General features: G+C 70.9%; 27 protein-coding genes. 11 read left to right on the plus strand and 16 right to left on the minus strand.

From position 1 onward, the window contains the following. The first annotated feature begins 76 nt into the window (after positions 1–76). Together ABDZ66_RS04190 and ABDZ66_RS04195 are read left to right on the plus strand one after the other, a co-directional pair. Positions 77–928, plus strand: coding sequence for a serine protease (locus tag ABDZ66_RS04190; RefSeq protein ID WP_343756398.1), 852 nt, complete (start codon positions 77–79; stop codon positions 926–928). A gap of 76 nt (positions 929–1,004) precedes the next feature. Then, a complete protein-coding gene (locus tag ABDZ66_RS04195; RefSeq protein ID WP_425544399.1) occupies positions 1,005–1,634 on the plus strand; it encodes a DNA-3-methyladenine glycosylase family protein in 630 nt (209 codons plus the stop codon). A 53-nt stretch (positions 1,635–1,687) separates the two neighbouring features. On the opposite strand, the gene ABDZ66_RS04200 is transcribed toward ABDZ66_RS04195, so the two are convergent. Next, on the minus strand, positions 1,688–2,341 hold the full coding sequence (locus ABDZ66_RS04200; protein ID WP_343756403.1) for a flavin reductase family protein: 654 nt from the start codon (positions 2,339–2,341) through the stop codon (positions 1,688–1,690). Positions 2,342–2,370: 29 nt separating this feature from the next. Here ABDZ66_RS04200 and xseB point away from each other — a divergent pair, with 29 nt between their 5' ends. Then, complete coding sequence (xseB, locus tag ABDZ66_RS04205) at positions 2,371–2,628, plus strand: exodeoxyribonuclease VII small subunit (protein ID WP_343756405.1); 258 nt, start codon at positions 2,371–2,373, stop codon at positions 2,626–2,628. Positions 2,629–2,699: 71 nt separating this feature from the next. Here xseB and ABDZ66_RS04210 read toward each other — a convergent pair whose 3' ends face one another. Then, positions 2,700–3,353, minus strand: a complete 654-nt coding sequence (locus ABDZ66_RS04210; RefSeq protein ID WP_343756408.1) for an SDR family oxidoreductase — start codon at positions 3,351–3,353, stop codon at positions 2,700–2,702. Positions 3,354–3,592: 239 nt separating this feature from the next. Between ABDZ66_RS04210 and ABDZ66_RS04215 the strand changes: the two genes are divergently transcribed. After that, a complete protein-coding gene (locus tag ABDZ66_RS04215; protein WP_343756410.1) occupies positions 3,593–4,255 on the plus strand; it encodes a lysophospholipid acyltransferase family protein in 663 nt (220 codons plus the stop codon). A 22-nt stretch (positions 4,256–4,277) separates the two neighbouring features. Here ABDZ66_RS04215 and ABDZ66_RS04220 read toward each other — a convergent pair whose 3' ends face one another. After that, entirely contained in the window at positions 4,278–5,405 is a 1,128-nt protein-coding gene (locus ABDZ66_RS04220; RefSeq protein WP_343756412.1) for a sterol desaturase family protein, read from the minus strand. A 409-nt stretch (positions 5,406–5,814) separates the two neighbouring features. Here ABDZ66_RS04220 and ABDZ66_RS04225 point away from each other — a divergent pair, with 409 nt between their 5' ends. From ABDZ66_RS04225 to ABDZ66_RS04240, 4 genes are read left to right on the plus strand one after another with little or no spacing between them, the layout of a single operon-like run. Further along, the gene (locus ABDZ66_RS04225) at positions 5,815–6,690 is read left to right on the plus strand and encodes an ABC transporter substrate-binding protein (RefSeq protein WP_343756414.1); all 876 of its coding nucleotides are present in this window, start codon (positions 5,815–5,817) and stop codon (positions 6,688–6,690) included. A 3-nt stretch (positions 6,691–6,693) separates the two neighbouring features. Beyond that, a complete protein-coding gene (locus ABDZ66_RS04230) occupies positions 6,694–7,713 on the plus strand; it encodes a FecCD family ABC transporter permease (protein ID WP_425544400.1) in 1,020 nt (339 codons plus the stop codon). Continuing rightward, positions 7,706–8,506 (plus strand): ABC transporter ATP-binding protein, encoded by an 801-nt coding sequence (locus ABDZ66_RS04235; RefSeq protein WP_343756416.1) that lies wholly within the window; start codon positions 7,706–7,708, stop codon positions 8,504–8,506. The genes ABDZ66_RS04230 and ABDZ66_RS04235 overlap by 8 nt, the downstream gene beginning before the upstream one ends. Positions 8,507–8,510: 4 nt before the next feature. After that, a complete protein-coding gene (locus ABDZ66_RS04240; RefSeq protein ID WP_343756418.1) occupies positions 8,511–8,861 on the plus strand; it encodes a (2Fe-2S) ferredoxin domain-containing protein in 351 nt (116 codons plus the stop codon). A gap of 23 nt (positions 8,862–8,884) precedes the next feature. Here the strand turns inward: ABDZ66_RS04240 and ABDZ66_RS04245 are convergent, their stop codons facing one another. After that, positions 8,885–10,597 carry an HRDC domain-containing protein gene (locus tag ABDZ66_RS04245; protein ID WP_343756420.1) on the minus strand — a complete coding sequence of 571 codons (1,713 nt, stop codon included), beginning with the start codon at positions 10,595–10,597 and terminating at the stop codon, positions 8,885–8,887. Between the two features lie 126 nt (positions 10,598–10,723). Between ABDZ66_RS04245 and ABDZ66_RS04250 the strand changes: the two genes are divergently transcribed. Continuing rightward, entirely contained in the window at positions 10,724–11,932 is a 1,209-nt protein-coding gene (locus tag ABDZ66_RS04250; protein ID WP_343756422.1) for a vWA domain-containing protein, read from the plus strand. A 431-nt stretch (positions 11,933–12,363) separates the two neighbouring features. Here ABDZ66_RS04250 and ABDZ66_RS04255 read toward each other — a convergent pair whose 3' ends face one another. The 8 genes from ABDZ66_RS04255 to ribD form a co-directional block, all read right to left on the minus strand. Further along, on the minus strand, positions 12,364–12,816 hold the full coding sequence (locus tag ABDZ66_RS04255; RefSeq protein ID WP_343756424.1) for a DinB family protein: 453 nt from the start codon (positions 12,814–12,816) through the stop codon (positions 12,364–12,366). A 223-nt stretch (positions 12,817–13,039) separates the two neighbouring features. Then, entirely contained in the window at positions 13,040–13,417 is a 378-nt protein-coding gene (mscL, locus tag ABDZ66_RS04260) for a large conductance mechanosensitive channel protein MscL (protein ID WP_343756426.1), read from the minus strand. 354 nt (positions 13,418–13,771) lie between these two features. Further along, positions 13,772–14,365, minus strand: a complete 594-nt coding sequence (locus ABDZ66_RS04265) for a DoxX family protein (RefSeq protein WP_343756428.1) — start codon at positions 14,363–14,365, stop codon at positions 13,772–13,774. A gap of 335 nt (positions 14,366–14,700) precedes the next feature. Next, a complete protein-coding gene (locus ABDZ66_RS04270) occupies positions 14,701–16,203 on the minus strand; it encodes a DUF512 domain-containing protein (RefSeq protein WP_425544402.1) in 1,503 nt (500 codons plus the stop codon). Between the two features lie 150 nt (positions 16,204–16,353). After that, positions 16,354–16,818 (minus strand): 6,7-dimethyl-8-ribityllumazine synthase, encoded by a 465-nt coding sequence (gene ribH / locus ABDZ66_RS04275; RefSeq protein ID WP_343756433.1) that lies wholly within the window; start codon positions 16,816–16,818, stop codon positions 16,354–16,356. A gap of 159 nt (positions 16,819–16,977) precedes the next feature. Continuing rightward, positions 16,978–18,183 (minus strand): bifunctional 3,4-dihydroxy-2-butanone-4-phosphate synthase/GTP cyclohydrolase II, encoded by a 1,206-nt coding sequence (locus ABDZ66_RS04280; protein WP_343756436.1) that lies wholly within the window; start codon positions 18,181–18,183, stop codon positions 16,978–16,980. Next, complete coding sequence (locus tag ABDZ66_RS04285; protein ID WP_343756438.1) at positions 18,180–18,827, minus strand: riboflavin synthase; 648 nt, start codon at positions 18,825–18,827, stop codon at positions 18,180–18,182. Before ABDZ66_RS04285 ends, ABDZ66_RS04280 begins: the two co-directional genes overlap by 4 nt. A 100-nt stretch (positions 18,828–18,927) precedes the next feature. Continuing rightward, complete coding sequence (gene ribD, locus ABDZ66_RS04290) at positions 18,928–19,968, minus strand: bifunctional diaminohydroxyphosphoribosylaminopyrimidine deaminase/5-amino-6-(5-phosphoribosylamino)uracil reductase RibD (RefSeq protein ID WP_343756440.1); 1,041 nt, start codon at positions 19,966–19,968, stop codon at positions 18,928–18,930. 539 nt (positions 19,969–20,507) lie between these two features. Here ribD and ABDZ66_RS04295 point away from each other — a divergent pair. Beyond that, positions 20,508–21,263, plus strand: coding sequence for an SDR family oxidoreductase (locus tag ABDZ66_RS04295; protein WP_343756442.1), 756 nt, complete (start codon positions 20,508–20,510; stop codon positions 21,261–21,263). Here the strand turns inward: ABDZ66_RS04295 and ABDZ66_RS04300 are convergent. The 4 genes from ABDZ66_RS04300 to ABDZ66_RS04315 all read right to left on the minus strand — a co-directional run bounded on the left by ABDZ66_RS04300 (position 21,251) and on the right by ABDZ66_RS04315 (position 24,612). Next, a complete protein-coding gene (locus tag ABDZ66_RS04300) occupies positions 21,251–22,069 on the minus strand; it encodes a hypothetical protein (RefSeq protein ID WP_343756444.1) in 819 nt (272 codons plus the stop codon). The two genes, ABDZ66_RS04295 and ABDZ66_RS04300, sit on opposite strands and share 13 nt — an antisense overlap. Before the next feature lie 23 nt (positions 22,070–22,092). Beyond that, positions 22,093–22,827 carry a Sir2 family NAD-dependent protein deacetylase gene (locus ABDZ66_RS04305; protein ID WP_343756446.1) on the minus strand — a complete coding sequence of 245 codons (735 nt, stop codon included), beginning with the start codon at positions 22,825–22,827 and terminating at the stop codon, positions 22,093–22,095. A gap of 392 nt (positions 22,828–23,219) precedes the next feature. Continuing rightward, positions 23,220–23,846: a hypothetical protein gene (locus tag ABDZ66_RS04310; protein ID WP_343756447.1), complete on the minus strand. Its 627-nt coding sequence runs from the start codon at positions 23,844–23,846 to the stop codon at positions 23,220–23,222. A 250-nt stretch (positions 23,847–24,096) separates the two neighbouring features. After that, on the minus strand, positions 24,097–24,612 hold the full coding sequence (locus ABDZ66_RS04315; protein ID WP_343756448.1) for an RNA 2'-phosphotransferase: 516 nt from the start codon (positions 24,610–24,612) through the stop codon (positions 24,097–24,099). 86 nt (positions 24,613–24,698) lie between these two features. Here ABDZ66_RS04315 and ABDZ66_RS04320 point away from each other — a divergent pair, with 86 nt between their 5' ends. Further along, positions 24,699–26,201, plus strand: a complete 1,503-nt coding sequence (locus tag ABDZ66_RS04320) for a carboxypeptidase M32 (RefSeq protein WP_343756449.1) — start codon at positions 24,699–24,701, stop codon at positions 26,199–26,201. Positions 26,202–26,277 lie beyond the last annotated feature (76 nt).

Genomic DNA, 26,277 nt, shown 5'->3' on the forward strand with positions numbered 1-26,277 from the left:
CCGCGCCCACCCCGGACCGTCCTCCCCACGGGGCGGTCCGTTTCGCTCGCCCGCCCCTCCCCTGACGAGGTTCCCCATGTTCAAACCCCTGCACGCCGTCCTGACCGCCGTGGGCCTGCTGGCCCTCTCTGCCTGCTCCACCCAGTCCACCCCCAGCGCCGGGGCCGCGCTGCCCGCCGAATCCCTGACCGTGACCGGCACCACCCCCGCCTTCAGTGACCTGAGCAGCCAGATCGTGTACGGCACCGTCACCAGCGTCACCAACCGCCCCTACCAGGTCAGCGTGACCCCCAGCACCGAACTCTCGGGCGGCTGGTGCGGCGGCACCCTGATCAGCTCGACCTGGATCCTGACCGCCGCGCACTGCGTGGACGGCTACGCCGCCAGCTCCATGCGCGTGCGCGCCGGCATCAACAACCTGACCACCAGCACCGGGCAGCTGCGCACCGCCGCGCAGATCATCATGCACCCCAGCTACAACACCAGCACCTCCGCCAACGACATCGCCCTGATCCGCGTGAGCGCCTTCACGCTGGGCAGCACCGTGCAGCCCGCCGCGCTGCCCGGCAACGCGGTCGAGGCCATCCTGGACGTGAACGGCAAGAGCGCCACCGTCAGCGGCTGGGGCAAGACCGAGACCGGCGCGTACAGCAACACCGCGCTGCGTGAAGTCACCATTCCCATCACACCCACCGGCACCGACTGCGGCACCCGCCCCGCCAACACCATCTGCGGGAAGTACGCCAGCGGCAAGGACTCCTGCAACGGCGACAGCGGCGGCCCGCTCGCCGCGCCCTACAACGGCAAGTTCTACGTGCTGGGCGCCGTCAGCTACGGCCCGGCCGCGTGCCGCGGCTACGGCGTGTACACCCGCGTGAACGGCTTCATCAACTGGATCGCGCAGAACACCGGCATCGCCGCGCAGTAACCCGTTCCACCCACAGGCGAACCGCGGCTCCCTCCCGCCCGGTTCGCCTTCTGCTGCCGCGCCTCCATCCGCGAGAATGGAGCGCGTGCCCCTTCCCGCTCCGCTGACCAGCCACGCCCAGGCGACCGCGCACCTGTCCCTCGATCCCATCCTGGCCGGGGTGATCGCCCGCGTGGGCGACCTGCCGGTCCTGACCCCCACCCCCGACCCGTTCGGAACGCTGATCCGCAACGTGACCGGGCAGCAGCTGAGCGTGAAGGCCGCCGCCAGCATCCACGCCCGCCTGACCGGCACGCTGGGCGAGGTGAGCGCCGACACCCTGCTGGCCACCAGCGGCGACACCCTGCGCGGCACCGGCCTGTCCTGGGCGAAGGTCCGCACCGTGCAGGCCATCGCGCAGGCCGCGAAGACCGGCGCGGTGAACTTCGCGCACCTGAGCGAGCAGGACGACGAGACCGTGATCCGCGAACTGCTGCCCCTGCCCGGCATCGGCCGCTGGACCGCCGAGATGTTTCTGATGTTCGCCCTGGCCCGCCCCGACGTGTTCAGCCTCGGCGACCTCGCGCTGCGCCAGGGCCTCGCGCGGCTGCACCCGGACACCCCCAGCGCCGAGGTGCTGTCCCGCTGGGCCCCGTACCGCACCCTCGCCGCCCGCTACGTCTGGGCCGACAACGCCCGCGTGAAGGGCGGCGGGGAACCGGTGTAAGCGGCGGATGGCGTGTGCGCGGCGAACCCGCCTGCGTCAATCCCACCCACTCCCTACTGCCGCTTCTGCCACTCCTCGAAGGGAATGCGGTCGATGACGAAGGTGTCGCGCGTGCGGGCGTACGTGCCGCGGCCGCCCATGCGGCCGACCAGGTCCAGCGCGGCCGTGTCCACGTGGTGCCGCTCGGCGTCCTGCACGGCGTCCGAGCGCAGGGTCAGGCCCAGCACCTCGCCCAGGATGATGCGGGTGCGGCCGATGGTCAGGGTCTGCACCTCGCGGCATTCCAGCGCGGCGGGCGCGGCGGCCACACGCGGCACACGGACCTTCACGCCCGGCAGCAGGGGAATGCCGAGTGCCTCGGGTTCCGCGTGCCCGCGCGGGAAATCCGTGGCGGTGGCGTTCATGGTGACGGCCAGCGCCTCGCTGACGAGGTTCACGGTGAACTCGCCGCCCGCACCGATGTTCAGCGCGGTGTCCTTGGGTGTGCCGTCGGCGCGGTCACCCGGCGCGAACGCCACGACGGGCGGATCGCTGCCCATCAGCCCGAAGAACGAGTACGGCGCGAGGTTCACGTGCCCGTCCGCGCCCAGCGTCCCCACCCAAGCGATGGGGCGCGGTACGACGGTGGCGGTCAGCAGCTTGTAACGCGCGGCGGCGGGCAGCGCGGTCAGGTCGAAGTGTTGAACGTCCGGCGGGGCCTGGGTCATGCCGGCAGCGTAGCGGTAGCATGGCGCCCATGACTGAGCCCCAGGCCACCCCGCAGTCCACCGGCACGTACCGCGAGGCCTACGCCCGCCTGTCGCGCATCGCGGCGGAACTGGAATCCGGCGAGGCCGACCTCGACCGCGTGCTGCCGCTGCTGGAGGAAGCCCGCGAGGCCTACGCGCAGTGCCGCGCGCGCATCGAGGCGGTGCGCGCCGTCCTGGCCGGCGACTGGGCCGACGAGGACGCCGGAAACGACGCAGACGGGACTGACGCGGACGACGGGGCGTAGGCCATGCGTGGCAGGTGGGAGTGGGTCGGGGGTCATCCCCGACCCACTCCCCCTTCCCTGCTCCCTACTCCCTACCCCCTGCTCACCCCCTGCAGGTCCGCGACGGCCTGCGCGACCGGGGTGTCCCCGGCGATCACCTCGAAGGTCTGGCGCACGCTGCGCGGGTCGTTCAGGCAGGCAAGCACCACGGCGGCCACGTCGTCGCGGGGGATCATGCCGCGCGGGGCGGGCATTCCGGCACTGACCCGGCCGGAGCCCGGCGTGTCGCTCAGGCCGCCGGGCCGCAGGACGGTCCAGTCGAGCCCGCTGGCCTGCACGTGCGCGTCCGAGACGGCCTTCACGCGCAGCACGGCGTTCAGGAAGGGCGGCATCTGGTCCGGGCGGTCCACGCCCATGGAACTGACGACCACCAGGCGGCGGGGGCCGCCACTGCCGGCGCGGCGGACGAGTTCGTCGGTCAGGGCGATCAGGGCGTCCCCGTCGATGGCGCGGTAATGGCCGCCGGCCCCGCCGCCGGCGGCCCACACGACCGCTTCTGCGCCGTCCAGGGCGTGCCTCCAGTCGCCGGTCAGGTCGCCCAGGACGGGCGCGGCGCCACGCAGGGCGAGCATGTCCGCCTGGTCCTGCGTGCGGACCAGCGCCGTCACGTGATGTCCGGCCTGCGCGGCCTGCTGCACGACGCGGCGCCCCACGCCACCCGCCGCTCCGATGACAGTGATGTTCATGCGGCCCAGCCTACGCCCGCACCCGGCGGCGGTCACTGTCGGCCCGCCCACAGTGGGAAGCCGGGGAGCCCTTCACCCGCTCCGTTCAGGGTCGCCCGGCCACGACGGGCCCGTCCCGCGCGGCCCGCCACGCCCCCCTGCGGACGCGGCGTGGTCTGCGCGTCCGGGGCGGGCACCCGCGTGAATGGTGCGCAGGGTCGTCGGTGCAGGCCCGGCCGCAGGCGTATCCTCTGAACCTGATGAGTGACGTCGCCCGCCCTGACCTGAACGGCTCCGCCTCTCCCACTCCGGCCGCCTCGCCCGCGCGGACCGCGCCGGAACCGGCCGCGCCTCACGTGCACCCGGCCGTGTACCGCTTCGTGGTGAACGTGACGTACCTGCCGGTCCTGGCGAGCGGCATGCACCTCGAGGTGCACGGGCGTGAACACGTTCCCGCGCCCGGCACGCCGCTGGTCGTGGCGGCCAATCACGTGAGCGGCCTGGACCCGTTCCTGGTGGCGCGGGCGCTGCCGCCGGGGCGGTTCCTGCAGTTCATGGCGAAGAAGGAACTGTTCGTGCCGCTGATCGGGGACGTGATCCGCGCCGGCGGGTCGTTCCCGGTGGACCGCAGCGGCAACGACCTGGGCGCGGTCCGCACGTCCCTGCGGATCCTGAAGGTGGGCGGCACGGTCGGGATCTTCCCGCAGGGCACGCGCGGCGGCGGCGAACTGCACGGCGGGGCGGCGCTGATCGCCGCCAAGGGCCGCGCGCCGATCCTGCCGGCCGGGATCAGCCGCGACGGGAAACGCTGGATCGTGCGCTTCGGCGAGCCCATCTCGCCGCGCGGCGGGATCAAGAACGTCACGGCGGAACTGGGCGAGGCGCTCTCGGCGCTGGCCGTGCCGGTCGGCCGGGCGTACTGAGCGGGGCCGCCGCCGTGCGCGCCTACCCGCTGCCAGGCAGGGCGTACGGGGCGGGCCGCCGGGCGCTCCAGAAGGTCAGCGTGCCATGAATCAGGAACAGGACCGTCAGCAGCGCGAAGATGCCGTGCGTGACGCCGTGCAGCGCGCCGAAGGCGGCCATGCACGCGGCCAGGATCAGCCATGACCAGCGGCCCCACGTGAACCCGCCGTACAGGCCGGCGATGGCGAGCGTGCTGAGCAGGATGATGCTGAACAGCGCGAATTCCGGCCCAGCGGTCAGCGCCTGCTGCTGCGAGATGTAGTAGATCAGGAACGCGAAGGTCAGGAAGCCGCCCAGCGAGATGAACGGGTCGCTCAGGGGGCGGGGGTCGCGCGTGGCGAGGCGGCGCAGGGCAGGCGGCCGGACGCGCAGCGCGTACTTCAGGATGGGCAGGTGATTGGCCCAGAAGGGATTGTCGGTGGGGGTGCGCTGCGCCACGCCGTAACGGATCTCGATGTCACCCCGTTCCTCCTGAAAGGTGCCGAACCAGCGGTCCCACATGGCGAAGGTGCCGCCGCAATTGCGGTCGCGGTACTCGGGGTTGCTGGCGTGGTGCACGCGGTGGTGCGAGGGCGTGACGAACACGTGTTCCAGCCAGCCGGATTTCTTCACGACGCGGTTGTGGTTGTAGAACTGCACGAAGTAATGCAGCGCGCCGATCAGCACGAACTGCTCGGTGGGCACGCCCAGCAGGGCCAGCGGCACGAAGAACGGCAGCGAGGTCAGCGAGGAGTACCACGAGTTGCGGATGCCCAGCGACAGGCTGAAATGCTCGCCCTCGTGGTGCACGACGTGCACGGCCCACAGCAGCGGGTATTTGTGGTGCAGTCGATGCATCCAGTAGAAGCACAGGTCCCAGGCGACCAGCGTGAAGAGCCACTGCGCCGCGACCGGCCACTGCCCGACCCAGCCGGGGCTCACGTGGCGCAGCACGTAGTCGAAACCTGCGATTTCCAGGCCCCGGCACACCCAGGTCATGATGTGCCCGGAGTTCAGGTTGAAGATCACTTCCCGCCAGGGGATCGCCTCTTTCTCGACGAAGTGCAGGTACAGCAGTTCCGCGATGACCAGCACGAGCAGCAGCAGGATTCCCAGGAACAGGTTGATCATGGTGGACCGTCCAGCGGTGGGGTGAATTTCAGCAGGCGGGCAGGATGTCGAAAAGGAGCGGGCGGCCTGTGATGACCGCGAGTGTACCCGCCGGGGGCCGCTGCTGGGCGTCAGGTTGGGCCGGGGGCGGCGTGCGCTATGCTGGGCGGTGACGGCTGCGGGGGGAAATCCGGTGAGAGTCCGGTCCTGTCGCGCAACGGTAACCCGCCCCCACGGCGCGGGTAAGGCCGAGCACCCCCGCCGTTCACGCCTGCCGGTCACCGGGGGCGTGTGGCATGACCTCTCGCGGAGTGGGGGGCACGCCGTGGCTGGCCCGCCCCCGGCGCGCGCCTGCCCACGGACCGCTGATCCCTGCGCCGCCCCACTCCGGGGCGGCGTCGTTGTTCCGGCGAGGGGCGAGGAGCACCCCATGAACCGCACCTTCCTGACCGCAGCGCTGACCGGCTTCCTGACCCTGGGCGGCGCGTCTGCCTCGACCACCTACCCCCTGACCCTGAAAGACGACCTGGGCCGCACCGTGACCGTGAAGGCCGAACCGAAACGGATCGTGAGCATGCTGCCCAGCACCAGCGAGACGCTGTGCGCCATCGGCGCGTGCGAGAAACTGGTGGGCGTGGACGCGTACAGCGACTACCCGCAGCAGGTCACGAAACTGCCGAAGATGGGCGGCCTGTACGACCCGAACATCGAGGCGATCATCGCGCAGAAACCGGACCTAGTGCTCGTCAGTCAGTACGGGAAGCTGGAGGGACCGCTGACGCAGGCGGGTCTCACGGTGGTGGCCGTGAACCCCGAAACGTACGACGAGGTGTTCAGCAAGACCCTGACGCTGGGCCGCGTCGTGAACCGCGAGGCGCAGGCGCGGGCGCTCGTGACGCGCATGAAGAGCGACATTGCCCGCGTGGAGATCCTGACGAGGAACGTGGTGCGCAAGCCCACCGCGTACCTGGAGATCGACCCCACGCCGTACTCGGTCGGCCCGAACTCGTTCATGGGCGTGCTGCTGACCAAGGCGGGCGCGCGGAACATCATCCCCGCCAGCATGGGCGACTTCCCGAAGGTGGACCCGGAGTTCATCGTGAAGGCCAACCCGCAGCTGATCCTGGGCGTGGACGCGAAGACGGCGGGCGCCCGGCCCGGCTGGAACAGCATCGGCGCGCTGAAGACCGGGCGGGTCGTGAGCATCCCGGACGAGCTGAACACCATGCTGGGCCGCCCCGGCCCGCGCCTGTCCCTGGCGCTGCGCGGCCTGGCGAAGCTGATTCACCCGGAACTGTTCAAGTAAGCCGTGAGCGTGGTCACGCATGAACGCCGGAGCGCCGCCCGCACCGCGCTGCTGCCCCTGAAGACGGCCGGGCTGCTGGTGCTGCTGCTGTCGGCGGTGGTGCTGGGGACCGGGCTGGGCAGCGTGAACGTGCCGCCCGGCGAGGTGCTGGGCGCCCTGTGGCGCGGCCTGACCGGACAGACGCTGGCGGGCAACGACGTGATCGTGTGGCAGATCCGCCTGCCGCGCGTGGTGATGGGCGTGCTGGTGGGCGCGAGCCTCAGCGTGTGCGGCGGCGCGTTTCAGGGCGTGTTCCGTAACCCGCTGGCCGACCCGTACCTGCTGGGTGTGGCGAGCGGCAGCGCGCTGGGCGCCACCATCGCCATCGTGGCCGGGTGGCCGCGCGCCCTGATTCCGGTGACGGCGCTGCTGCTGGCGCTGGGGGCCGTGACCTGCACGCTGCTCCTGGCGCGCGAGGGCCGCCGCTTCCCGCCGAACCGCCTGATCCTGGCGGGCGTGGTGGTCGGCAGCGTCCTGAGTGCGGCCACCACGGCATTGATCCTGCGTGGCGAGGACCGCGCCCGGCAGGTGCTGGCGTACACGCTGGGCGACCTGGGCTTCAGCGGCTGGCCGGACGTGCTGACGGTCCTGCCGTACGCGGCGCTGGGCGGCGGGGCGCTGCTGCTGCTGGCCCGCGCGCTGGACACGCTGCAACTGGGGGAACTCACGGCCCGCAGTCTGGGCGTCCCGGTCGAGCGGCTGCGGCTGATCACGGTCGTGGCGGCCAGCGTCGCCACGGCGGGCGCGGTGGCGTACGTGGGCGTGATCGGCTTCGTGGGATTGATCGTGCCGCACGTCGTGCGGTTGCTGTTCGGCCCCGGGCACCGGACACTGCTGCCGCTCTCGGCGCTGCTGGGCGGGGCGCTGCTGGTGTACGCGGACCTGCTGGCCCGCACCACGCCGCTGTCGCAGGTGGGGATCGTGACCACGCTGCTGGGGGGGCCGTTCTTCCTGTGGCTGCTGAGGCGGGAGTCGCATGGCTAGTCCCGCCGGCGTCCCGGACCGGCTGGAGGCGCACGACGTGCACGTGCAGGCCGGGGCGTTCCCGGCGGTGCGGGGCGTGAGCGCCACGTTCGCGCCGGGCGAGTTCACGGCCGTGATCGGCCCGAACGGCGCGGGCAAGAGCACGCTGCTGCGCGCCCTGACCGGCCTGACCCCGGTCACGCGCGGCGAGGTGCGGCTGGCCGGCCGGCCGCTGCGGGCCTGGAGCCGCGCCGAGCGGTCACGGGCGCTGGCGTTCCTGGCGCAGAGCGAGGGCCTCCCGGCCGCGGCGCGCGTGCGGGACGTGGTCGCCCTGGGGCGCGGCGCGGGCGACTGGCGCTTCGGGTTGCTGCCCCGCTCCCCCTGGACGGCCGGGGACGAGGCGGCCGTGGACGCCGCGCTGGACCGCACGGACACCCGCCGTTTCGAGGACCGGCGCGTGTCGGAACTGTCGGGCGGCGAGGCGCAGCGCGTGGCCCTGGCGCGCGCGCTGGCCGCGCAACCCCGCTTCCTGCTGCTGGACGAACCCACCAACCACCTGGACCTCGCGTACGCGCTGGAGGTCGTGCGGTACCTGCGCTGCGAGGTGGCCGGGGGGCTGGGCGTCGTGGCGGTCCTGCACGACCTGAACCTCGCGGCCCGCGCGGACCGGCTGGTGCTGCTGCACGCCGGGCAGGTGCTCGCCAGCGGGCGGCCCGCCGACGTGCTGACGCCCGCGCACCTGCACGCCGCGTACGGGGTGCGGGTCAGGGTGGTGCAGGACGCAGACCGTCTGCTGGTCATCCCCGAGGATTAGGGCGATGCCTGCCAAGTACTTCCGCACGAACGGCCACCTGCTCGTCTGCCAGGGTCCCAACTGTCAGGCGCGCGGGTCGGCGCTGCTGCACCGCGCCCTCTGGAATCACCTGGAACGTGCGTCCCTGGCGTACTACAAACGCGGCGGGACGCTGCGCCTGACCGAGAGCGGCTGCCTGGGCTCGTGCAGTTTCGGTCCCGCCCTGTGCGTGTACCGCGCCGCGCCCGGGGCGGGCCTGGAGGAAGCGTGGTACGCCGCCGTGGACTTCCCGCTGGCCGCCCGCATCGCGCAGGCGGTGCATGACGGCGCGCCCCTGCCCGCCGAGCACCGCTACGGCCCGGAAGAGCCCGCGTAGGGCAGGCACGGGGGCGGGGGGGGTCAGCCGCGCACGACTTCCAGGATCGTCTGACCGTACTTGCGCAGGCGTTCGGGGCCCATGCCGCGTACCTCCTGCAGGTCCGCCTCGGTGTAGGGGATGCGGCGGGCGATCTCGGCCAGGGTGGCGTTGCTGGCCACGATGAAGCGGCTGATCTCCTGGCGTTTGGCCTCGCTGTTGCGCCAGTCGCGCAGGCGGGCGTACACCGCGGCCTGCTCGTCCGTGAGGTTCGCGGCCGGGTCCTCCTTGCTGCCCGGCAGGTCCGGGACCAGGATGACCGGCGTGGGCTCGGCCGTCACGGGAGCGGCGCCTGGCCGGGGGCGGCCCTGACGCTCGTTGCGGGCCGGACGTTCCCCGCGGGCGGGCCGGTCCTCACGCGCAGACCGGTCACGGCGCGGCGCGGTCTCCGGCGGGGCGGCCGTGTCTGTGAGGACGGCCGTGTCTGCTGGGACAGCCGTGTCTGTGGGCGCGTCGGCGGGGACCGGGTCGAGGTGACGCACGTCCGGCAGGCCCGCCGGCAGGTTGGGCGCGTCCGGGCCGGAACTGACCGGCATCGGCAGCGGCATGTGCGCCGGGGAGGGCGTGTCGCTGAACACGATCTCCGGCTCCCAGACCTCCTCCGCCGGGGCCTGCGCCGGCATGGCCACTGGAGCCTGCGCCGGCGTGGCCGCCGGGGCCTCGAAGGTCACGCGGTCCGGGCCAGCCTCGCGGCGCGGCCGGTCCTCACGGCGCGGCTCATCACGGCGCGGCTCGTCACGGCGCCCCTCGTCACGGCGGGGGCGGCCTCCACGGTCGAACGCGGCGCGGTCACGGCCACCCCGCCTGAACTCGCGGCGGTCGTCTCCCCTGCCCTCGGGGGGGCCGTCCCGTTCCGGGATGGGCGGCGTCCGGTCCGCCTGGGCCCGCCCGGACTGCTCCGGCGGGGTCGTTCCGGCGGCGCGCAGCAGAGTCAGGGTCACGCCCAGGTCCTCCAGGCCCGGCGTGAGCAGCACGCCCCCGCCGACGCTGCGGGCAGCGGCCAGCACCCCACCGGACGGCGCGGTGGTGTCGGGCGCGGCGTCCGGCGCGAGCAGCAGCGCGGTCGGCCCGGCCGGCTGCGCCGCGCCGCCCAGCCGCTCGGCCAGCTGCGCGGTCGTGCGGGCCGCGCGGGCCAGTCGCAGCGGCAGGGTCGCGGCGTCCCGCAGGGCCAGCGACACGCTCAGGTCGCTGGGAGGCGCGCCGACCGACTCCGGGGCGCGGCCACTGCCGAACAGCGCGGCCAGCGGGGCGTCCCCGTGGCCGGTCAGGGTGACGCTGTCACGGTACACGGTCAGTGCCGCGCCGCGCCGCAGCCAGTCCCCGCCGGGCGCCAGGGTGGCGTCCGAGATGACCGGCACCCCGGCGCGGCGGGCGCGGTCCAGGTCGTCGGCGCTGGCTTCCATGAGCCACACGGCGCGCGCGCCACGCCAGTCGGCGTCCAGGGACGCGGCGGCCAGTCCGGCGGCCGCCAGGGCGTCGCGGTTGACCCGCACGCGCGGGTCCACGCGCAGCGTGCCGCGGCCCAGCTGCGCGGCCAGCTGGCGGGCCAGGGCGTCCTCGTCGCGCAGCAGCAGGGCCCAGTCGGCCCCCTCCAGCGCGGCCAGGGCTCCGGCCAGCCGCGCCTGCGGATCACCACGTTCGGCGTGCAGGCGCACGAGGCGGGCGTCAGGACGCAGGGGGGCAGGAGCATCAGTCATACCCGCCATTGTGACGCACCCGGCGCAACCGGTGGAATAGCGGCGGCGTTCACGCGCCCGAAACGCCCAGACCCTTACAAAGTGCGGCTGCCAAACGCGCCATGCTGGGAGTGAACGGAGGTCTTCATGGCGCGCATTACCCGGTACAGCAAGTTCGAGGGGGAACTGGACCAGCTGGATTCCAGTGAACTGATGCAGATGATTCAGGAGGCGCTGCTGGGGCAGGGCATGAACGACCCGTACGACCCGGACCCGGACGCCCGGCCCAGCATGGACGACCTGTTCGACGCGATCCTCGAGGCGCTGGCCGAGCGCGGCATGATTCCCGAAGAGCAGCTGCTGGAGGCCATGCAGGCCGACGACATCCGCGAGACGGGGCTGGGGCAGCAGATCCAGCAGTTGATGGACCGCCTGCAACAGGACGGCTTCATCCGCAAGGAATTCGAGGATGGCGAGGGAGGCGGCGCGGGCGACCCCGGCGACGCGAAATTCCAGCTGACCGACAAGAGCATCGATTTCCTGGGGTACAAGAGCCTGCGGGACCTGATGGGCGGCCTGGGCCGCAGCAGCGCGGGCGCGCACGACACCCGCGAGTACGCCAGCGGCGTCGAGATGACCGGCGAACTCAAGGGGTACGAGTTCGGGGACACCATGAACCTCGACACGACCGCCACGCTCGGGAATGTCATCAGCAAGGGCTTCGACAACCTCGAGGAGAGCGATCTGGTGATCCGGCAGGCCGAGTACAACTCGTCGGCGGCGACGGTGGTGCTGCTGGACTGCTCTCACTCCATGATCCTGTACGGCGAGGACCGCTTCACGCCCGCCAAGCAGGTGGCGCTGGCGCTGGCGCACCTGATCCGCACGCAGTACCCGGGCGACACCGTGAAGTTCGTGCTGTTCCACGACAGCGCCGAGGAGGTGCCGGTCTCCAGGCTGGCGCAGGCGCAGATCGGGCCGTACCACACGAACACGGCGGGCGGCCTGCGGCTGGCGCAGCAGCTCCTGAAGCGCGAGAACAAGGACATGAAGCAGATCGTGATGATCACGGACGGCAAACCCAGCGCCCTGACCCTCCCGGACGGCCGCATCTACAAGAACGCGTACGGCCTGGACCCCTACGTGCTGGGCGCGACGCTGCGCGAGGTCGCCAGCTGCCGCCGCAGCGGCATTCAGGTGAACACCTTCATGCTGGCCCGCGACCCGGAACTGGTGGGCTTCGTGCGCCGCGTCAGCGAGATGACGCGCGGCAAGGCGTACTTCACGACGCCGCAGAACATCGGCCAGTACGTGCTGATGGACTTCGTAACGAACAAGACCAAACTGGTGAACTGATACGGACTTCGATTGAATGACTTACAGAGCCGTTCCATCCGAGCGGATGCGACTCGGAGAGCTGCTCCGCAGAGGAGGAGCTGGGCGGGTTCCGGACGTGGCGTTGGCAGATCGGTGGTGGTCCGATCTGGGAACGAAACAAACGGAATCCGGACTCGCAGGGCTGCTGCGCAGCGTGGGAGCCCAGAGGACGATCGGGCGTGGCGTTGGCACCCCGGTACGTGGGTGGGCGGAGCAGACGGAACCCGCTGAAACGGACTGTGAATGGCCTGCAGGGCCGCCGGGTCCGGGCGGAGGTGACCCGCAGCGCGGCTCCGCCACGCAGGAGCGGCCCGGACGGCGTCCGCATGAACGCCGGGCCGAACGGGACAGAGCCGCTGGCAGCGTGAATCCGCCAGCGGCTCTGTCTGTGGTGCGTCCTGCGGGTTGGTTCAGCCCATCTTGACGAACATGGGGGGTTTGATGCCGATCATGCGGGCCATGACCCACACCTGGCCCTTGTGGTGCGCCTCGTGCGTGATGATCAGGTCGAGCAGGGCCGTGACGGGCATCTCGCGGCCGCCGAAGGCCGGGACGCGGCGGGCGAGGTCGTCGTCGGTCAGGGCGCTGATGGCGGCCAGGGCCTGCTCGTTGGTGTCCCACAGGCGGCCGCGCGCCTCGGTGAGGGTCTGGCTGGGTTCCGGGGCGGGTGCGGGCGCCTGTCCCTGGATCATGCTGAGGAAGCGGGTGGCGCTGACGGACAGGTGGTCGGCCTGCGCGATGAAGTTCATGCCGCCTTCCCAGGCGCTGAAGCCTCCCTGGTCCTCGGGCAGTTGCTCGTAGAGGTCCATCAGGGCGGCGCGGTGCATCTGGAAGGAACGGGCGTAGTTCGCGGATCGGGTCATGAAAGGCAGCATAAGGGCGCGGCCCCCATCTGTGTGAGGGCCGCGCTTCAGTCTGGTACGGAGTCCGATGGAAGGGGCTGCAAAGCTCCTTCCATCCGGGCGGAGGCGACTCGCAGGGCGGCCCCGCAGGGTGGGAGAGGGGCGGGTTCCGGGCGTGGAGTCGGCAGAGTCGGCGATGTTCCGGGTGGTCGGCGGAACAGACGGCCGTCCGTGTGGGGTGGGTTCAGCGGGCGCGCAGGGCGTCGCGGATTTCCATCAGGAGTTTTTCCTCGTTGGTGGGGCCGGCGGGGGCGGCCTCGACCGGCCTGGCGATGCGTTCGCGGAACTTGTTGTAGGGCACGACGACCACGGAGTAGATGACAGCCATGGTGAGCAGGAAGGTGATCAGGGCGGTGATGAACATGCCGTAATCGAAGTCCACGCCGTTGACCGTGAACTTGCCGCCGACGGCGCCGCCGCCCGTGACGAGTTTGATCAGGGGGTTGATGAAGGCGTTCGAGAAGGCCGTGACGAGGGCCGCGAAGGCTGCGCCGGTGACGACGGCGATGGCGAGGTCGACGATGTTGCCGCGCATGATGAAATCCCGGAATCCACTGATCATGCGTGAAGTTTTACACTGCGTTCATCGGATAGCAATGCAATTCACACAAGGTTGTCTAGACGATTTCAGGGGGGATGTGGGGTATTTCAGGTTGAATCCCCTCACTTTCTGCTACCAATCCCAGACAACCCCCCCCAGCGGGCCATACCACTTGCGCCTCCCCGCCCTCGGCAGGCCAGAGCGCCCGCACCAGAAGTCATACGGCCTCCGATTGAACGGCCTGCAAAGCTGGTGGGTCCGGGCGGGTGCGACTCGGAGAGCTGCCCTGCAGAGGAGGAGCTGGGCGGGTTCCGGACGTGGCGTTGACAGATCGGAACACCACCGATCTGTGAACGAAACAAACGGCAGTCCGTATCAGGTGCGCGGACTGGCGGCCGGCCGCAGGGTGTCACGCGCGGCGTCCTGCTCCGCGCTTTCCATCATGCGCGCCCCCCGCATGGTCGCCCCGACCACCAGACCACCCGCGATCAGCACGAGGTTCTTCAGGATGTACTGCCCTTCCAGGTTCGGGACCAGCGGCACGAACCTGAACGTCTCGGCGGGAAAGAACACCAGCGGCAGGAAGGTCCCGGCCATCTGCGCGAACAGCAGCAGCAACGTGACCCGCATGAACCGGCCCGTCAGCAGGCCCAGCCCGATCAGGCATTCCCAGGTCGCCAGGACCGGCAGGCTCACCTGCGGCGGCACCAGCCCGAACGTCAGGACCGAGATGGTGCGCGTGGCGAGCGCCTCGGCGGAACTGAGGCCCGGAAAGAACTTCTGCGCGCCGAACCACACGAAAATCAGCCCCAGCGCCAGCCGCAGCAGCGTCACGCCGTGCCGCACCCACCAGCCCACCAGCCGCAGTTCAAGGGCGTCCACCTTCTGCGCCAGAGGCGCGGCGTCCCGGCGGGGCGGAACGGTCAGGGTGGCCGCGAGGCGCGATTCGATAAAGGGTGTTTTTCGCATGGTGGAACCTCCGGCGCGTGGCCTGCCCCGAACACTTGCCGGGTCCTGAACAGTCATATGCGCCGCAGTCCCGATCGGATGACGCGCCGGTCAGCCTGACCGCCACATGAAGGGGCCGCCAACCGTCCGGGTGTCCCCACGCAGCCCGGCTGCCAGGATTCCTGTCTGTTCAGTCCGACGATCCGTTCCGCGCTGAAACGACAGGAAACACCCGGCGCGCCACCGGGTGCCGCTGTCAATCCGACCTCAACCACGACAGGGGCGGCAGCCTCAGCGGGGCCAGATGTGCGCCCGCTGAGGCCACCGCCCCTGTTCCCTGCCCTGAATCTAACCGCTCAGGCCTGCCCGCGCATGTTCTGCGCCGCCACCTCGACAGACACCGGTTCCTCGCGCCCGCTGTCCTTCACGGCGTGCGCACTCATGCCCCACTGGTGCCCGCTGCTGCGCGCGCCCTCCAGGATCACGCGGGCCAGTTCGCCCAGCGTCGCGCCACCCGGCCGGATGTCCATGCGCAGCTCGGCGCGCAGTTCGTCCAGGCTCACGTCGTCCAGCATCAGCTCGGTGCCGTAGCGCAGGGTGGTGGGCGGCACGATCAGCAGGTCCGCCTCGCCCGGCTTCACCGCGTGCCGGAAGCAGCGGCCCGTCAGCAGGCCCGCCACGGTCGTGACCTTCCCGAAGGTCTTGTTCTCGATGGCCCGCACCTCCAGGGTCAGGCCCCCGATGGCCCGCAGCGGCTCGACGGCCCGGTCCAGCGACTCGGCGAACAGCGACCCCGTGCCCAGGATCACGCGCCGGGGTTCGGGCAGCGCCGCCGGGAGTTCCGGCAGGGCCTCGGTCAGGAAGTCGCGGATCATGCCCACGCCGTTTTCCAGCATCGGGAAGCCCTCGTACTCCTCCTCGGTCGGCAGCGGCTCGCCCGCCAGCAGGTACAGTTCGTCCGACGGGAACACGAAGCGCGTGCCCCGCTCGTTCAGGAACTTGCGGCGCCACACGTTCAGGCGGCGCAGGCTGTCCTGCGCTTCCTCCCGCGTGAAGGTCCGCACGTCCGGCAGGTTCGTGCGGTGACTGGTCAGGCCGATCGGCACGACCGCCGCGCTGATCACGTTCGGACGGCTCGCCAGGTACTCCACGGTCTCGTCGAGGTTCTCGCGGTCGTTGCGTTCCGGGACGAGCACGATCTGCGTGTACAGGTCGATCTGCTCCAGCCGCTCGATCATGGAACGGATCTGCACGGCCTGCTGGTCTTTGACCTTCAGACGCCACCACTTCATCATGTCCTGCCGCAGGTCCTGGTTCGCCGTGTGAACCGACACGTACAGCGGCGAGAGGTTCTCGTTCTCGATCCGCTGAATGTCCCCTTCCGAGAGGTTCGTCAGGGTCACGAACGATCCGTACAGGAACGACAGGCGGTAGTCGTCGTCCATGATGTACAGGCTCTTGCGGAAACCGCGCGGCATCTGATGCACGTAACAGAAATCGCACTTGTTCGCGCACTTCTTGATGCCGTCGAACAGCACCTCCTCGAACTCCAGACCCGGATCCTCCCACTCCACGTCGAACGTGAAGGTGTCCTCCAGGCTGGGCGGGGTCGGCAGGAACAGCCGGTGGTGGTCCTGCGCGGTGCCCGCCACGCCCGTCATGACGCGCGGCGCTTCCTTCGGCCGGGCGATCTCCAGCGTCGCGCGGCCCTGCGACAGCGCGTGCCGGTACGCCAGCACGTCCGTCACGGGTTCGCCGTTCACGCGCAGCAGCACGTCACCCGGACGCACCCCGGCCCGCTCGGCGGCGCTGCCACCCTCGACCGATTTGATCGGTGCGGGAAAAACCTGATCCTGCATGTTCTCAGCTGCCGTCACAACACATCACCCCTTTTCGGGACTCCAGTGGCGGCCCCGCATCAAGCACAACAGCATAACAACCCCGCGCAGGGCCGGGTGTGAGTCAAGGCGGGATTGGCGGGGGCCGTGACTGCCCCCACCCGCCCCCCCTTACCCGATCTGTTTCAGCAGGTTCACGGTCTCGATCATCGCCAGCACCGCCTCCGCGCCCTTGTTCCCGGCCTTGATCCCGGCGCGGTTCAGGGCCTGTTCGACCGTATCGGTCGTCAGCACGCCGAACGCCACCGGCACCCCGGTGTGCAGGCTGGTGTTCAGGATGCCGTTCGCCGCGCCGCCCGCCACGAAATCGTAGTGGTCGGTATCGCCCTTGATGACGGCCCCCAGGCACACCACCGCGTCGTACTTCCCGCTTTCGGCAAGTCGGCGGGCGATCAGCGGCACCTCGTAACTGCCCGGCGCCAGGAAGTGATCCAGGTTCCCGGTCTTCCCGCCGTGCTGCACGAACGCCAGTTCCGCCCCCTCCACGAGGCGATCAACGATCAGGTGATTCCAGCGGGTACTGACAACGGCGAACTTCAGGTCGGTGGCAAGCAGATGGGCTTCAATTCGGTTCATGGTGGGTCTCCTTGGAAAGGGGATGAGGTGTGGGCTATGGGTGGTGAAGCTACGTGCAGACCCCTCCGCCCCTTCGGGGCACCTCCCCTCAAGGGGAGGCAGGGCTGTGTCCTTGGCTCCCCTTGAGGGGAGCTGGCCGCGCAGCGGACTGAGGGGTTCTCAGTCGCCGCTGCCGTCGGTGCCGATGTGGCCGAGTTTGGCGGCCTTGGTGCTGAGGTACGCGGTGTTGTGTTCGTTGTGCCCGACGTGGAGGGGCACGCGTTCGACGACTTCCAGGCCGAAGCCGCCTAAGCTGTGCAGTTTGCGGGGGTTGTTCGTCAGGACGCGCAGTTGCCGCGCGCCGAGCAGGTGGAGCATCTGCGCGCCGATGCCGAAGTCGCGGGCGTCGGCGGGAAAACCGAGTTGCAGGTTCGCCTCAACGGTGTCCGCGCCGCCGTCCTGGAGGTGGTAGGCGCGGATCTTGTTCAGCAGGCCGATGCCGCGCCCCTCCTGCCGGAGGTACACGAGGACGCCGCGGCCCTCGGCGGCGATGGCCTGCATGGCGGCGTCGCGTTGCGGGCCGCAGTCGCAGCGCAGGGAGTGGAAGCCGTCGCCGGTCAGGCATTCGCTGTGTACGCGCACCAGCATGGGATCGGGCGTCACGTCGCCCATGACGAGCGCGACGTGTTCGGCGCCGCTGAGGGTGTCCTCGAAGCCGACGAGGCGGAACTCGCCGTACTCGGTGGGCAACTTCGCCTCGGCGACGAGTTCCATGAACGGGTCGTGTTCCATGCGGTACGCGATGAGGGCCTCGATGCTACCCACCTTCAGGCTGTGCCGTTCGCCGAACGCGAGGAGGTCCGGGAGGCGGCTCATCTCGCCGGTATCATTCATGATCTCGCAGATCACGCCGATCGGCGTGAAGCCAGCGAGCCGGGCGAGGTCGCAGCCGGCCTCGGTGTGCCCGGCGCGGCGCAGCACCCCGCCGGGCCGCGCCACGAGCGGGAAGATGTGGCCGGGGCGGCGGAAATCGGCAGGTTTCGCCGCGTCGTCCATCAGCGCGGCGATGGTGGCGGCGCGGTCGAAGGCGCTGATGCCGGTGGAGTTGCTGACGTGGTCCACGCTGACGGTGAAGGCCGTGCCGTTCGGGTCGGTGCTGCTGCCCACCATGGGCGTCAGGTCCAGTGCGCGGGCGCGGTCCGGCGTGAGGGTCACGCAGATCAGGCCGCGTCCCTCGCGCGCCATGAAGTTCACCCACTCGGGCGTGGCGGTCGCGGCGGGCATCAGCAGGTCGCCCTCGTTCTCGCGGTTCTCGTCGTCCACCAGGATCACGGGCCGCCCGGCGCGCAGTTCCGCGAGCAGTTCCGGGATGGAGGCCAGGGTCATGCCGTCACCTCCTGCTCGGGCGTCCAGTCGCGCATCAGGATCAGTCGTTCCACGTATTTCGCCATCTGGTCGGCCTCCAGATTCACCTGCGTGCCCGCCGCCCAGGTGTGCAGGGTGGTGACCTCCAGCGTGTGCGGCACGAGCCACAGCGTGAACTCGTCCGGGCGCAGGTCCGCGCGGCTGCCGGCGGGGCCACCGGCGTCCACGACGGTCAGGCTCACGCCGTCCACCGTGACGCTGCCCTTCGGCACGAGGTAACGGGCGAGGTGCGGCGCGGCGCGGACGGTCATGGTGTACGCGCCGGGCCGGGCGTCCACGCGCAGGACCGTGCCCACGCCGTCCACGTGCCCGCTCACGACGTGGCCACCGAAGCGCGCCTGGGCGGTCATGGCACGCTCCAGGTTCACCTTCACGCCCTCCCGCCAGTGCGGCGCGGTCTTGGCGAGTGTCTCGCGGCTGAGGTCCACGGTGAAGCCCGCCGCGTCCCAGGTGGTCACGGTCAGGCAGGTGCCGTTCACGGCGATGCTCTCGCCCAGTTCCACGTCCGCCCACATGCGGGCGGGCTGGATGGTGACGGTCAGGTTCCCTTCGTTCTCGCTGGTGCGGGCAATGACGCCCACCTGTTCGATGATTCCAGTAAACATGCTTTGACCTCGTATTGGGTGGAAGCGGTGGTCACACGCCCCCCCACCCCAACCCTCCGCTGCGCGGCTCTGCGAGTCCCCCGCAGGAAGGGAGAAGAAGCTAGACGCGCGGGATGTCGTGCAGCAGACCGGTGATCAGGACGTCCGGGCCGAGGGTCTCGACCGTCACGTCCCGCAAGGCCTGCGCCTCGTGCATGGGGCGCGCGGGGCCAGTCAGGGGGCTCAGGCCCGCGCCGAGGAGGTTCGGGGACACGAACACCCTGACCTCGTCCACCAGTCCCTGCGCGAAGAAGGCACTCAGGAGGGTCGGGCCGCCCTCGAGCAGCACGCTGCCGATGCCCAGGCCCGCCAGTCCGCTCAGGGCGTCCGGCAGCGAGGAAGCGCGCTGCACGGTGATCCCGGCGGCCTCGTGCGCGGCCGCGTCGGCGTCCGGGGCGGTCACGAGCACCGCGCCGTCGCGCCACGCGCGGGCCTGCGGGTCGCTCGCCGCGCGGCGGTCGAACACCACGGGGCGCGGGTCACGCCCACCCGGCACGCCGCGCGTCGTGAGGGCCGGGTCGTCCAGCCCCAGCGTGCCGCTGCCGACCGCGATGGCGTCCAGTTCGTCACGCCAGCGCATGGTGCGCTCGCGGGCCTGCGGGCCGCTGACCGCGCCGTTGGCCTCGTTCAGCGCGGCCACCTTGCCGTCCAGGGTCATGGCGTACTTCGCCACCACCCACGGGCGACCCCGCACCACTGCGCTGCGGAAGCCCGCCTGCTGCCGCACGGCCCCGGCCTCCAGCACGCCCACCGTGACCTCGATCCCGGCGTCCCGCAGCCTCTGCACGCCGCGTCCCGCCACCAGCGGGTTGGGGTCCAGCGCCGCCACGACCACGCGCCGCACGCCCGCCGCGATCAGCGCGTCCGCGCAGGGCGGCGTGCGCCCGTGGTGGCTGCACGGTTCCAGGGTCACGTAGGCGGTGGCGCCACGCGCCCGCTCGCCCGCGCCTTGCAGGGCGAACACCTCCGCGTGCGGCTCACCGGCCCTCGGGTGGAAGCCCCTCCCCACCAATTCATCGCCTTGCACGATCACGCAGCCCACGGGGGGATTCGGCGCGGTGCGGCCCAGTCCTCGGGCAGCCTCCGCCAGCGCAAGCGTCATGAACCGCCCGTCGACCGGCAGTGCCGCCGCCACCCCAGGGGGTGGAGCATTCACTTCATACATGGTCTGTCGCCGCCCGCCGGGGTGGCAGGCAGCGTTCCTCCTTCTCTCATCCGGACTGAATGGGCCACAGGCTCGGGGACGGCCCCTCGCCCTTCTTGATCCGCCTGAGCGTCTCTGCGCGCCATAACACCGTCGGCCCCGGAATCTCACCGGATCGGGCCTGCGCGTGGTGCAATTTGCGCGGGCTTCGCGGGCTGAGTCAGTTCGTGAACAGGCGAGCCTTCTGCTCGCTCCGCTCGGGTGCCGCGGGACGGCCCGCGCCACCTGAAGCGACATCACCGCCGGTAGGGAATTCCACCCCACCCCGAAGGAAGTCGGCCCACCCGGAAGCGGGCCACCCTGAACGTAGCACCCTCCCGCCCAGGACTGTGGGGGCGATCAGACACCCGCCGGGGGACAATCCGCCACGCGCGATGGCGTCTGCTGAACGCAGCAACGCCCCCTCTCCCCCTTTCCGCGCCGCTGGAGGCCACCCCATGACAACGATTCTCGTGACCGGAGGCAGCGGCGTGCTGGGCCGCGCCCTGCTGCCTGCCCTGGAGGGCCGCGCGGACGTGCGCGTCCTGTCCCGCCACGCCGACCCCCGCCCCGCCTTCCGGCAGGGTGACCTGCAGACCGGCGCGGGCCTGGCGGACGCGCTGCGCGGCGTGGACACCGTCATTCACGCCGCCAGCCAGCCGTCGCGGCCCCAGGCGGACATCGAGATGACCGGCGTGCTCCTCGCGGCAGCGCGGGAGGCGGGCGTGCGGCACGTCGTGTACGTCAGCATCGTGGGCTGCGACCGGGTGCGGGCCTTCCCGTACTACCGCGCCAAGACCCAGGCCGAAGCGCTGGTCGCGGCGGGCGGCGTGCCGTTCACGGTGGTGCGCGCTGCGCAGTTCCACGAGTTCGTGGCGTTCCTGCTGTCCCGCCTGACCCGCGCGCCGCTGCTGCCCCTGCCGGGCCTGCCCCTCCAGCCGGTGGACGTCCACGCCGCCGCCGCGCAGATCGCTCAGGTCGCGCTGGAAGCCCCGCAGGGCCGCGCCCCGGACATCGTCGGTCCGCAGGTCATCCCCCTGCCGGAACTGGCCCGCACTTGGGCCGACGCGACCGGTGCACGCACCCGCCTCGTGCCTATCCCGGCCGCGCGGCGCTTCACGCCCCTGACCCGCCCGGACCTGAGCGGCGTGGGCCGCACCTGGGCGCAGTGGCTCGCGCAGGAGGCCACGCGCCCCAACCCCTACGCGGGCTGAGCCGGGCGGGGCGGCTGGTCGGCGTTCAGGTCCGCCAGTTCCGCCTCCTGCCCCCCGCGCCAGATGAACACGCGTCCGGCGCGGGCGATCAACAGCCGCCCCCGACGGTCGAGGTCGGCCCAGGTCGCACCCTCCAGATCGGGCGACGGTCCTTCCGCCAGCCAGCGGTACCGGACGAAGCGGTGATACCGCTGATCGCTGATGAAATTCAGTTCCAGTGACTTCTTACGCAGGGTGAACGGGTCCGCTTCACCCATGCCGATCCAGCGTCTCGGCTGATGAGCGACGTGCCAACCCGTCCGTTTCAATACGACGCGGAAGGTATCCACCCGCAACGTGCCCGTAGGATGCAGGACCTCAAAACCCGGCGGGCGAATCAGTTGCTGTTTCGTCAGGTCGGTGTGGTTGACCTGAATCGTCCGTGAGTCCCGGAACGCGCCGCCACCGCTCCAGCCGTCCGAGGCGTTCCACAGTCCGATGGCGTGAACCTGCGGCGGTTTCGACAGAGCCGTCCAGTCCCACATTCTGACGCCGTAGCGTTCCATTGCCAGCGCCTGCTGCCGTTTTGACTCGTTCTGCGCGTGGTACAGCAGGTGCTCGCCGTCGGGAGAGAGGTCGCTCATCCACTCGTACAGCCGCCCGTGGAACCACGATCCGGGCGAGAGGGTGTCGGTGGCGGTGTCCCACAGGTACACGCGCGTCCAGCGTGAGGGGCCGCGCCGGAACAGCACCACGCGGTCGGCCTCGCTGGCGAGCAGGCCCCAGATGCGCGCCGGGGCGGGTGGGGTGCTGGCTGGGCCCTTCACGTGGCTGCGCTGCGGGTGGACCTTCATTCGAGTAGCGCTGCGAGTCCGCGTGACGCGACGTCCCGGATGGTGTAGGTCATCTGGTGCGAGATCTCAGTGTCGGTGGGGTTGATCTCGATGGCGATCCCGCCGCGCCGGAGGGTCTCGGCGGCCAGTCCGGCGGCGGGGTACACGGCGCCGCTCGTGCCGATGACCAGCGCGACCTGCGCGGCGGCGAAGGCGTCCTGCGCGGCCTCTAGGGCCTCCTCGGGAAGGTACTCGCCGAACCAGACGACGTTGGGCCGCATGCGGTTCCCGAGCGGGGAGGTGGGCGGCGTGACCAGTTCAGCGGGCGCGGCGAGGGGGAACGTCTGCCCCGTCACCTCGTCCCGGCCGCTGAGGAGGTTGCCGTGCAGTTCCACGACCCGCCCGCCGTGCGTGCCGCTGCCCGCGCGGTGGTGCAGGCCGTCCACGTTCTGCGTGGCGAGGAAGAACCCCGGCCCCTTCTGCGCTTCCAGTCGTGCCAGCAGGTCGTGCGCGCCGTTGGGCTGCGCGGCGAGCACGTCGCGGTAGCGGCCCGCGTACCACTCCCACACCATCTCGGGGTCGCGGCGGTAGGCGGGCGGACTGGCGAGGTCCTGAGGTTTGAAGCGCGCCCAGTGCCCGGTCTGCGCGTCCCGGAAGGTGGGAATGCCGCTCTCGGCACTGACGCCCGCGCCGGTCAGCACGGCGACGCGAGAGGCGGCTTGCAGGGCGGCGCGGGCAGCAGCGAGATCCATGCCTGCAGCGTAGCCCGGCGCCGGACAGGTCCGCTGCCTCAACGCCGGCAGGGGTCAGAGTGGTTCAGGGTTCCCCGGTGGTGCCAGGGAACCCTGAGGTGGTGGGGCTGACCGTTCAGCCTGGGGGCCGCGCGCCGGAGTGACCGGGTCCGTGGGTGCCCTGCGTCCAGGATTTGATCGAGCCTTGCAAGCTTGAGCGCTGAGCGTTCATGGAAAGAGGGTTGAGAGGCGTGAAGGCTGTCACCTGAGGCGTCAACTTTGAGTGTTCAGCGGCCCCCCTGTGGGGGGTTGGTGCAGAAGACATCCAGTTTCCGGAAGTCAGGGAGTTGACCACATGACCCTGTGGTCGGGGCGGTCACGTCGCGCGCCGTTCGAACGGCCAGCCCCGCGCCTCACGGCACGTCGATCACCGTCAGGGCGTTGCTGACGCTCAGGGCCTGATCCACCTCCGCGAGGAACGCCTCCACCTGATCCGACAGGCGGTCCATGTCCGCCTGCGCGTCGAGCGGGTCGAGGAGCCGCGCGGCGTTGCGGTCCATGAAGGAGCGGTGCAGCGCCTCGTACTCCGCGCCGCGTGAGCCTTCCTTGCCCAGCAGCGCCTGCGCCTGCTGATCGAGGCGTTCCCCGGCCCGTTCGTTGTGCAGTTCGACCTCCCGCTGCACGCGGGCGAGGTCGCTGCGCAGCCGCGCGATCAGCCGCTGCTCGAAGGCCACGCTGGCCTTGCGTTCGATTGCGGCGGCGACCGTGTACGTCTGCCCGGCGATGTCCACGGTGGTGCGGGCGTTGCTGGCGACCACGGCCGCCTTGATCGCCGAGCGGCGGCGCAGCAGGTCCGTGACGCTCTGCCGGCGCGCCCGGACGCGGTCGTTGAATTCGGCGGCGCTGCGGGCGTCGCGGGGCGGCTCCGCGCCGACCGTGAAGGTCACGAAGGTCGTCTCGTCGATCAGTTTGTTGGCGCGTTTCTCCAGCAGTTTGAGTTCGCTCAGGGCCTTGGTGATGGTCATTCGTTCACTGGACACAGGAACACCTCCGGATCGGGGCCGGGTGGGCTGAACAGGTGGACGGAGGACGGAAACGCAGTCTCGACAGCGGCGGGAAGGCGAGGAGTCGTGCTGGGCTGCCTGTACTATTCGGGCTGAAAATAAAAAACCCGCCTTCTTCGGCGGTGATAGAAACAGGATACCCCGGTATTCAGGTTGCGTCAACCCCTGGCGCGCGGCCCGGTTTCTGCCGTCCAGCACACCAATCACTGAACGGTATTTTCAGGACCTATGCACCGTCTATGTACGCGGGTGGCACCATGTCCGCCAGCCACACGCCGTTCTCGCTGACGGAGAACCCGTGTCCGGCGGCGTGCATCTCCCCTGCCCGGACGGTGAGGACGACAGGGACGCCGCGCCGCGCACCGACACGCCGGGCAGTATCGGGGTCGGGCGAGAGGTGGACGTGATGGCGGTCCATGGGCCGCAGTCCCCCCTCGCGGATGGCGGAGAGGGCACCCGCGTGCGTGCCGTGATACAGCCGCGCGGGTGGGATGGCGGGTTCGAGTTGCAGGTCGACGGGAACGCTGTGTCCCTGGTTGGCGCGGATGTGGTCGCCGCGCAGACTGAAGCGTTGCTTATCGCTGCCCGCGACCACAGCCTCGACCTGTGCGCGGGTGACGTTCAGGTGCAGCAGCAGCGGCGCGAGCGGCACCCAGCCGCCGGGCGCGAGGGTCAGGCCCGCCTCGTGTGGGGCGTGACGCAGCAGGTACGAGAGGCGTCTGGAGAGGGCGTGGTCGGTCATGCGCCCAGTCTGCGCGGGGCGGGGCGGGTGGGGGATCGGCCAGGTGGCGCAGGCCATCCGGACGGGCGCGCGGTACGCTGCGGGTCATGACACAGCATGAGACGTGGGCAGCGCTGCGGGCGCACTGGCAGGAGCTGGCGGACCTGGGTGGAATTGGGGCGCTGCTGGGGTGGGATCAGAGTACGTACCTGCCGCGTGGGGGGTCGGCGGGGCGGGCGCGGCAGCAGGCGCTGCTGTCGGGGCTACGGCACGCGCGGGCGACGGATGCGGGGTACGGGCGGTTGCTGGACGCGGCGGGCGCGCTGGATCTGGGCCCCACGGAGGCGCGGATGCTGGCGGTGGCGCGTCGGGACTTCGAGCGGGCGACGCGCCTTCCGGCGGCGTTCGTGCGGGCGTCGGCGCAGCATGCCGGGGAGAGTTACGCGGCGTGGGTGGAGGCGCGGCCCGCGAACGACTGGGCGCGGATGGTGCCGCTGCTGGAGCGGACGCTGGACCTGAGTGTGCAGCGGGCCGCCTACTTCCCGGAGTTCTCGGACCCGATGGATTTCTTCGTGGACGCCTCGGACGAGGGCATGACGGCCGCGCAGGTGGACGCGGTGTTCGCGGAGTTGCGCGCGGCGCTGGTGCCGCTGGTGGACGCGGTCGCGGCGGCCCCGGCACCCCGGATGGACTTCCTGGCGCGTGAGTACCCGATTGCCACGCAGTTGCGGCTGGGTGAGGAGGTCGGGGCGCTGTACGGGTACGATTTCACGCGGGGGCGGCAGGACCTGACGGCGCATCCGTTCATGACGCGGCTGGGCGCGCGGGACGTGCGGATCACGACGCGGGCGCAACTGGCGGACCCCACGGACGCGCTGTACTCCACGCTGCACGAGGTCGGGCACGCGCTGTACGAGCAGGGCGTGGCGGAGGACCTGCTGGACACGCCGCTGGGCGGAGGGGTGAGTGCCGGGGTGCACGAGAGTCAGTCGCGGCTGTGGGAGAACCTGGTGGGCCGCTCGCGGGCGTTCTGGGCGGGGCAGTTCGGGCGCTTTCGGGACGCCTTCCCCGAGCAACTGGCCGACGTGACCGAGGAGGAGATGTTCCGCGCGGTGAACGTGGTGCGCCGCAGCCTGATCCGCACGGACGCCGACGAGCTGACGTACAACCTGCACGTGATCACCCGCTACGAGCTGGAGCGGCAGCTGCTGGGCGGCACGCTGGCGGTCTCTGATCTGGCGGACGCGTGGCACGCGGCGTACGAGACGAACCTGGGCCTGCGTGCCCCGAGTCACGTGGACGGCGTGTTGCAGGACGTGCACTGGTTCAGCGGCGGGATCGGCGGGGTGTTCCAGGGGTACACGCTGGGGAACGTGCTGAGCGCGCAGTTCTACGCGGCGGCGCAGGCGGCGAACCCGGACCTGGACGCGGACATCGCGCGGGGCGAGTTCAGCCGGCTGCACGGCTGGCTGCGTGAACACGTGTACGCGCCGGGCCGGACGTTCACGCCGAACGAACTGGTGGAACGCGCGACCGGGCAGGGCATGACGGCCGCGCCGTACCTCGCGTACCTGCGCGGGAAGTACGCAGGGCTGTACGGCCTGAGCTGAACACCGCAAGAAAAAAACGCCGCCCGGCCGGGGGAACATCGGCGGGCGGCCCTGAGTTGGGGGTGTGGGGGCGGGG

This window comes from Deinococcus depolymerans (assembly GCF_039522025.1).
GTDB lineage: Bacteria > Deinococcota > Deinococci > Deinococcales > Deinococcaceae > Deinococcus > Deinococcus depolymerans.

Coding starts and splice junctions, on each gene's coding strand:
- ABDZ66_RS04305 (WP_343756446.1), bottom strand. CDS start 22,827: ATGGATCTCGCTGCTGCCCGCGCCGCCCTGCAAGCCGCCTCTCGCGTC.
- ABDZ66_RS04195 (WP_425544399.1), top strand. CDS start 1,005: ATGGAGCGCGTGCCCCTTCCCGCTCCGCTGACCAGCCACGCCCAGGCG.
- ribD (WP_343756440.1), bottom strand. CDS start 19,968: ATGACGCTTGCGCTGGCGGAGGCTGCCCGAGGACTGGGCCGCACCGCG.
- ABDZ66_RS04270 (WP_425544402.1), bottom strand. CDS start 16,203: ATGCAGGATCAGGTTTTTCCCGCACCGATCAAATCGGTCGAGGGTGGC.
- ABDZ66_RS04265 (WP_343756428.1), bottom strand. CDS start 14,365: ATGCGAAAAACACCCTTTATCGAATCGCGCCTCGCGGCCACCCTGACC.
- ABDZ66_RS04315 (WP_343756448.1), bottom strand. CDS start 24,612: ATGACCGACCACGCCCTCTCCAGACGCCTCTCGTACCTGCTGCGTCAC.
- ABDZ66_RS04190 (WP_343756398.1), top strand. CDS start 77: ATGTTCAAACCCCTGCACGCCGTCCTGACCGCCGTGGGCCTGCTGGCC.
- ABDZ66_RS04285 (WP_343756438.1), bottom strand. CDS start 18,827: ATGTTTACTGGAATCATCGAACAGGTGGGCGTCATTGCCCGCACCAGC.
- ABDZ66_RS04215 (WP_343756410.1), top strand. CDS start 3,593: ATGAGTGACGTCGCCCGCCCTGACCTGAACGGCTCCGCCTCTCCCACT.
- ABDZ66_RS04320 (WP_343756449.1), top strand. CDS start 24,699: ATGACACAGCATGAGACGTGGGCAGCGCTGCGGGCGCACTGGCAGGAG.
- xseB (WP_343756405.1), top strand. CDS start 2,371: ATGACTGAGCCCCAGGCCACCCCGCAGTCCACCGGCACGTACCGCGAG.
- ABDZ66_RS04200 (WP_343756403.1), bottom strand. CDS start 2,341: ATGACCCAGGCCCCGCCGGACGTTCAACACTTCGACCTGACCGCGCTG.
- ABDZ66_RS04235 (WP_343756416.1), top strand. CDS start 7,706: ATGGCTAGTCCCGCCGGCGTCCCGGACCGGCTGGAGGCGCACGACGTG.
- ABDZ66_RS04280 (WP_343756436.1), bottom strand. CDS start 18,183: ATGACCCTGGCCTCCATCCCGGAACTGCTCGCGGAACTGCGCGCCGGG.
- ABDZ66_RS04250 (WP_343756422.1), top strand. CDS start 10,724: ATGGCGCGCATTACCCGGTACAGCAAGTTCGAGGGGGAACTGGACCAG.
- ABDZ66_RS04245 (WP_343756420.1), bottom strand. CDS start 10,597: ATGACTGATGCTCCTGCCCCCCTGCGTCCTGACGCCCGCCTCGTGCGC.
- ribH (WP_343756433.1), bottom strand. CDS start 16,818: ATGAACCGAATTGAAGCCCATCTGCTTGCCACCGACCTGAAGTTCGCC.
- ABDZ66_RS04240 (WP_343756418.1), top strand. CDS start 8,511: ATGCCTGCCAAGTACTTCCGCACGAACGGCCACCTGCTCGTCTGCCAG.
- ABDZ66_RS04255 (WP_343756424.1), bottom strand. CDS start 12,816: ATGACCCGATCCGCGAACTACGCCCGTTCCTTCCAGATGCACCGCGCC.
- mscL (WP_343756426.1), bottom strand. CDS start 13,417: ATGATCAGTGGATTCCGGGATTTCATCATGCGCGGCAACATCGTCGAC.
- ABDZ66_RS04220 (WP_343756412.1), bottom strand. CDS start 5,405: ATGATCAACCTGTTCCTGGGAATCCTGCTGCTGCTCGTGCTGGTCATC.
- ABDZ66_RS04210 (WP_343756408.1), bottom strand. CDS start 3,353: ATGAACATCACTGTCATCGGAGCGGCGGGTGGCGTGGGGCGCCGCGTC.
- ABDZ66_RS04295 (WP_343756442.1), top strand. CDS start 20,508: ATGACAACGATTCTCGTGACCGGAGGCAGCGGCGTGCTGGGCCGCGCC.
- ABDZ66_RS04225 (WP_343756414.1), top strand. CDS start 5,815: ATGAACCGCACCTTCCTGACCGCAGCGCTGACCGGCTTCCTGACCCTG.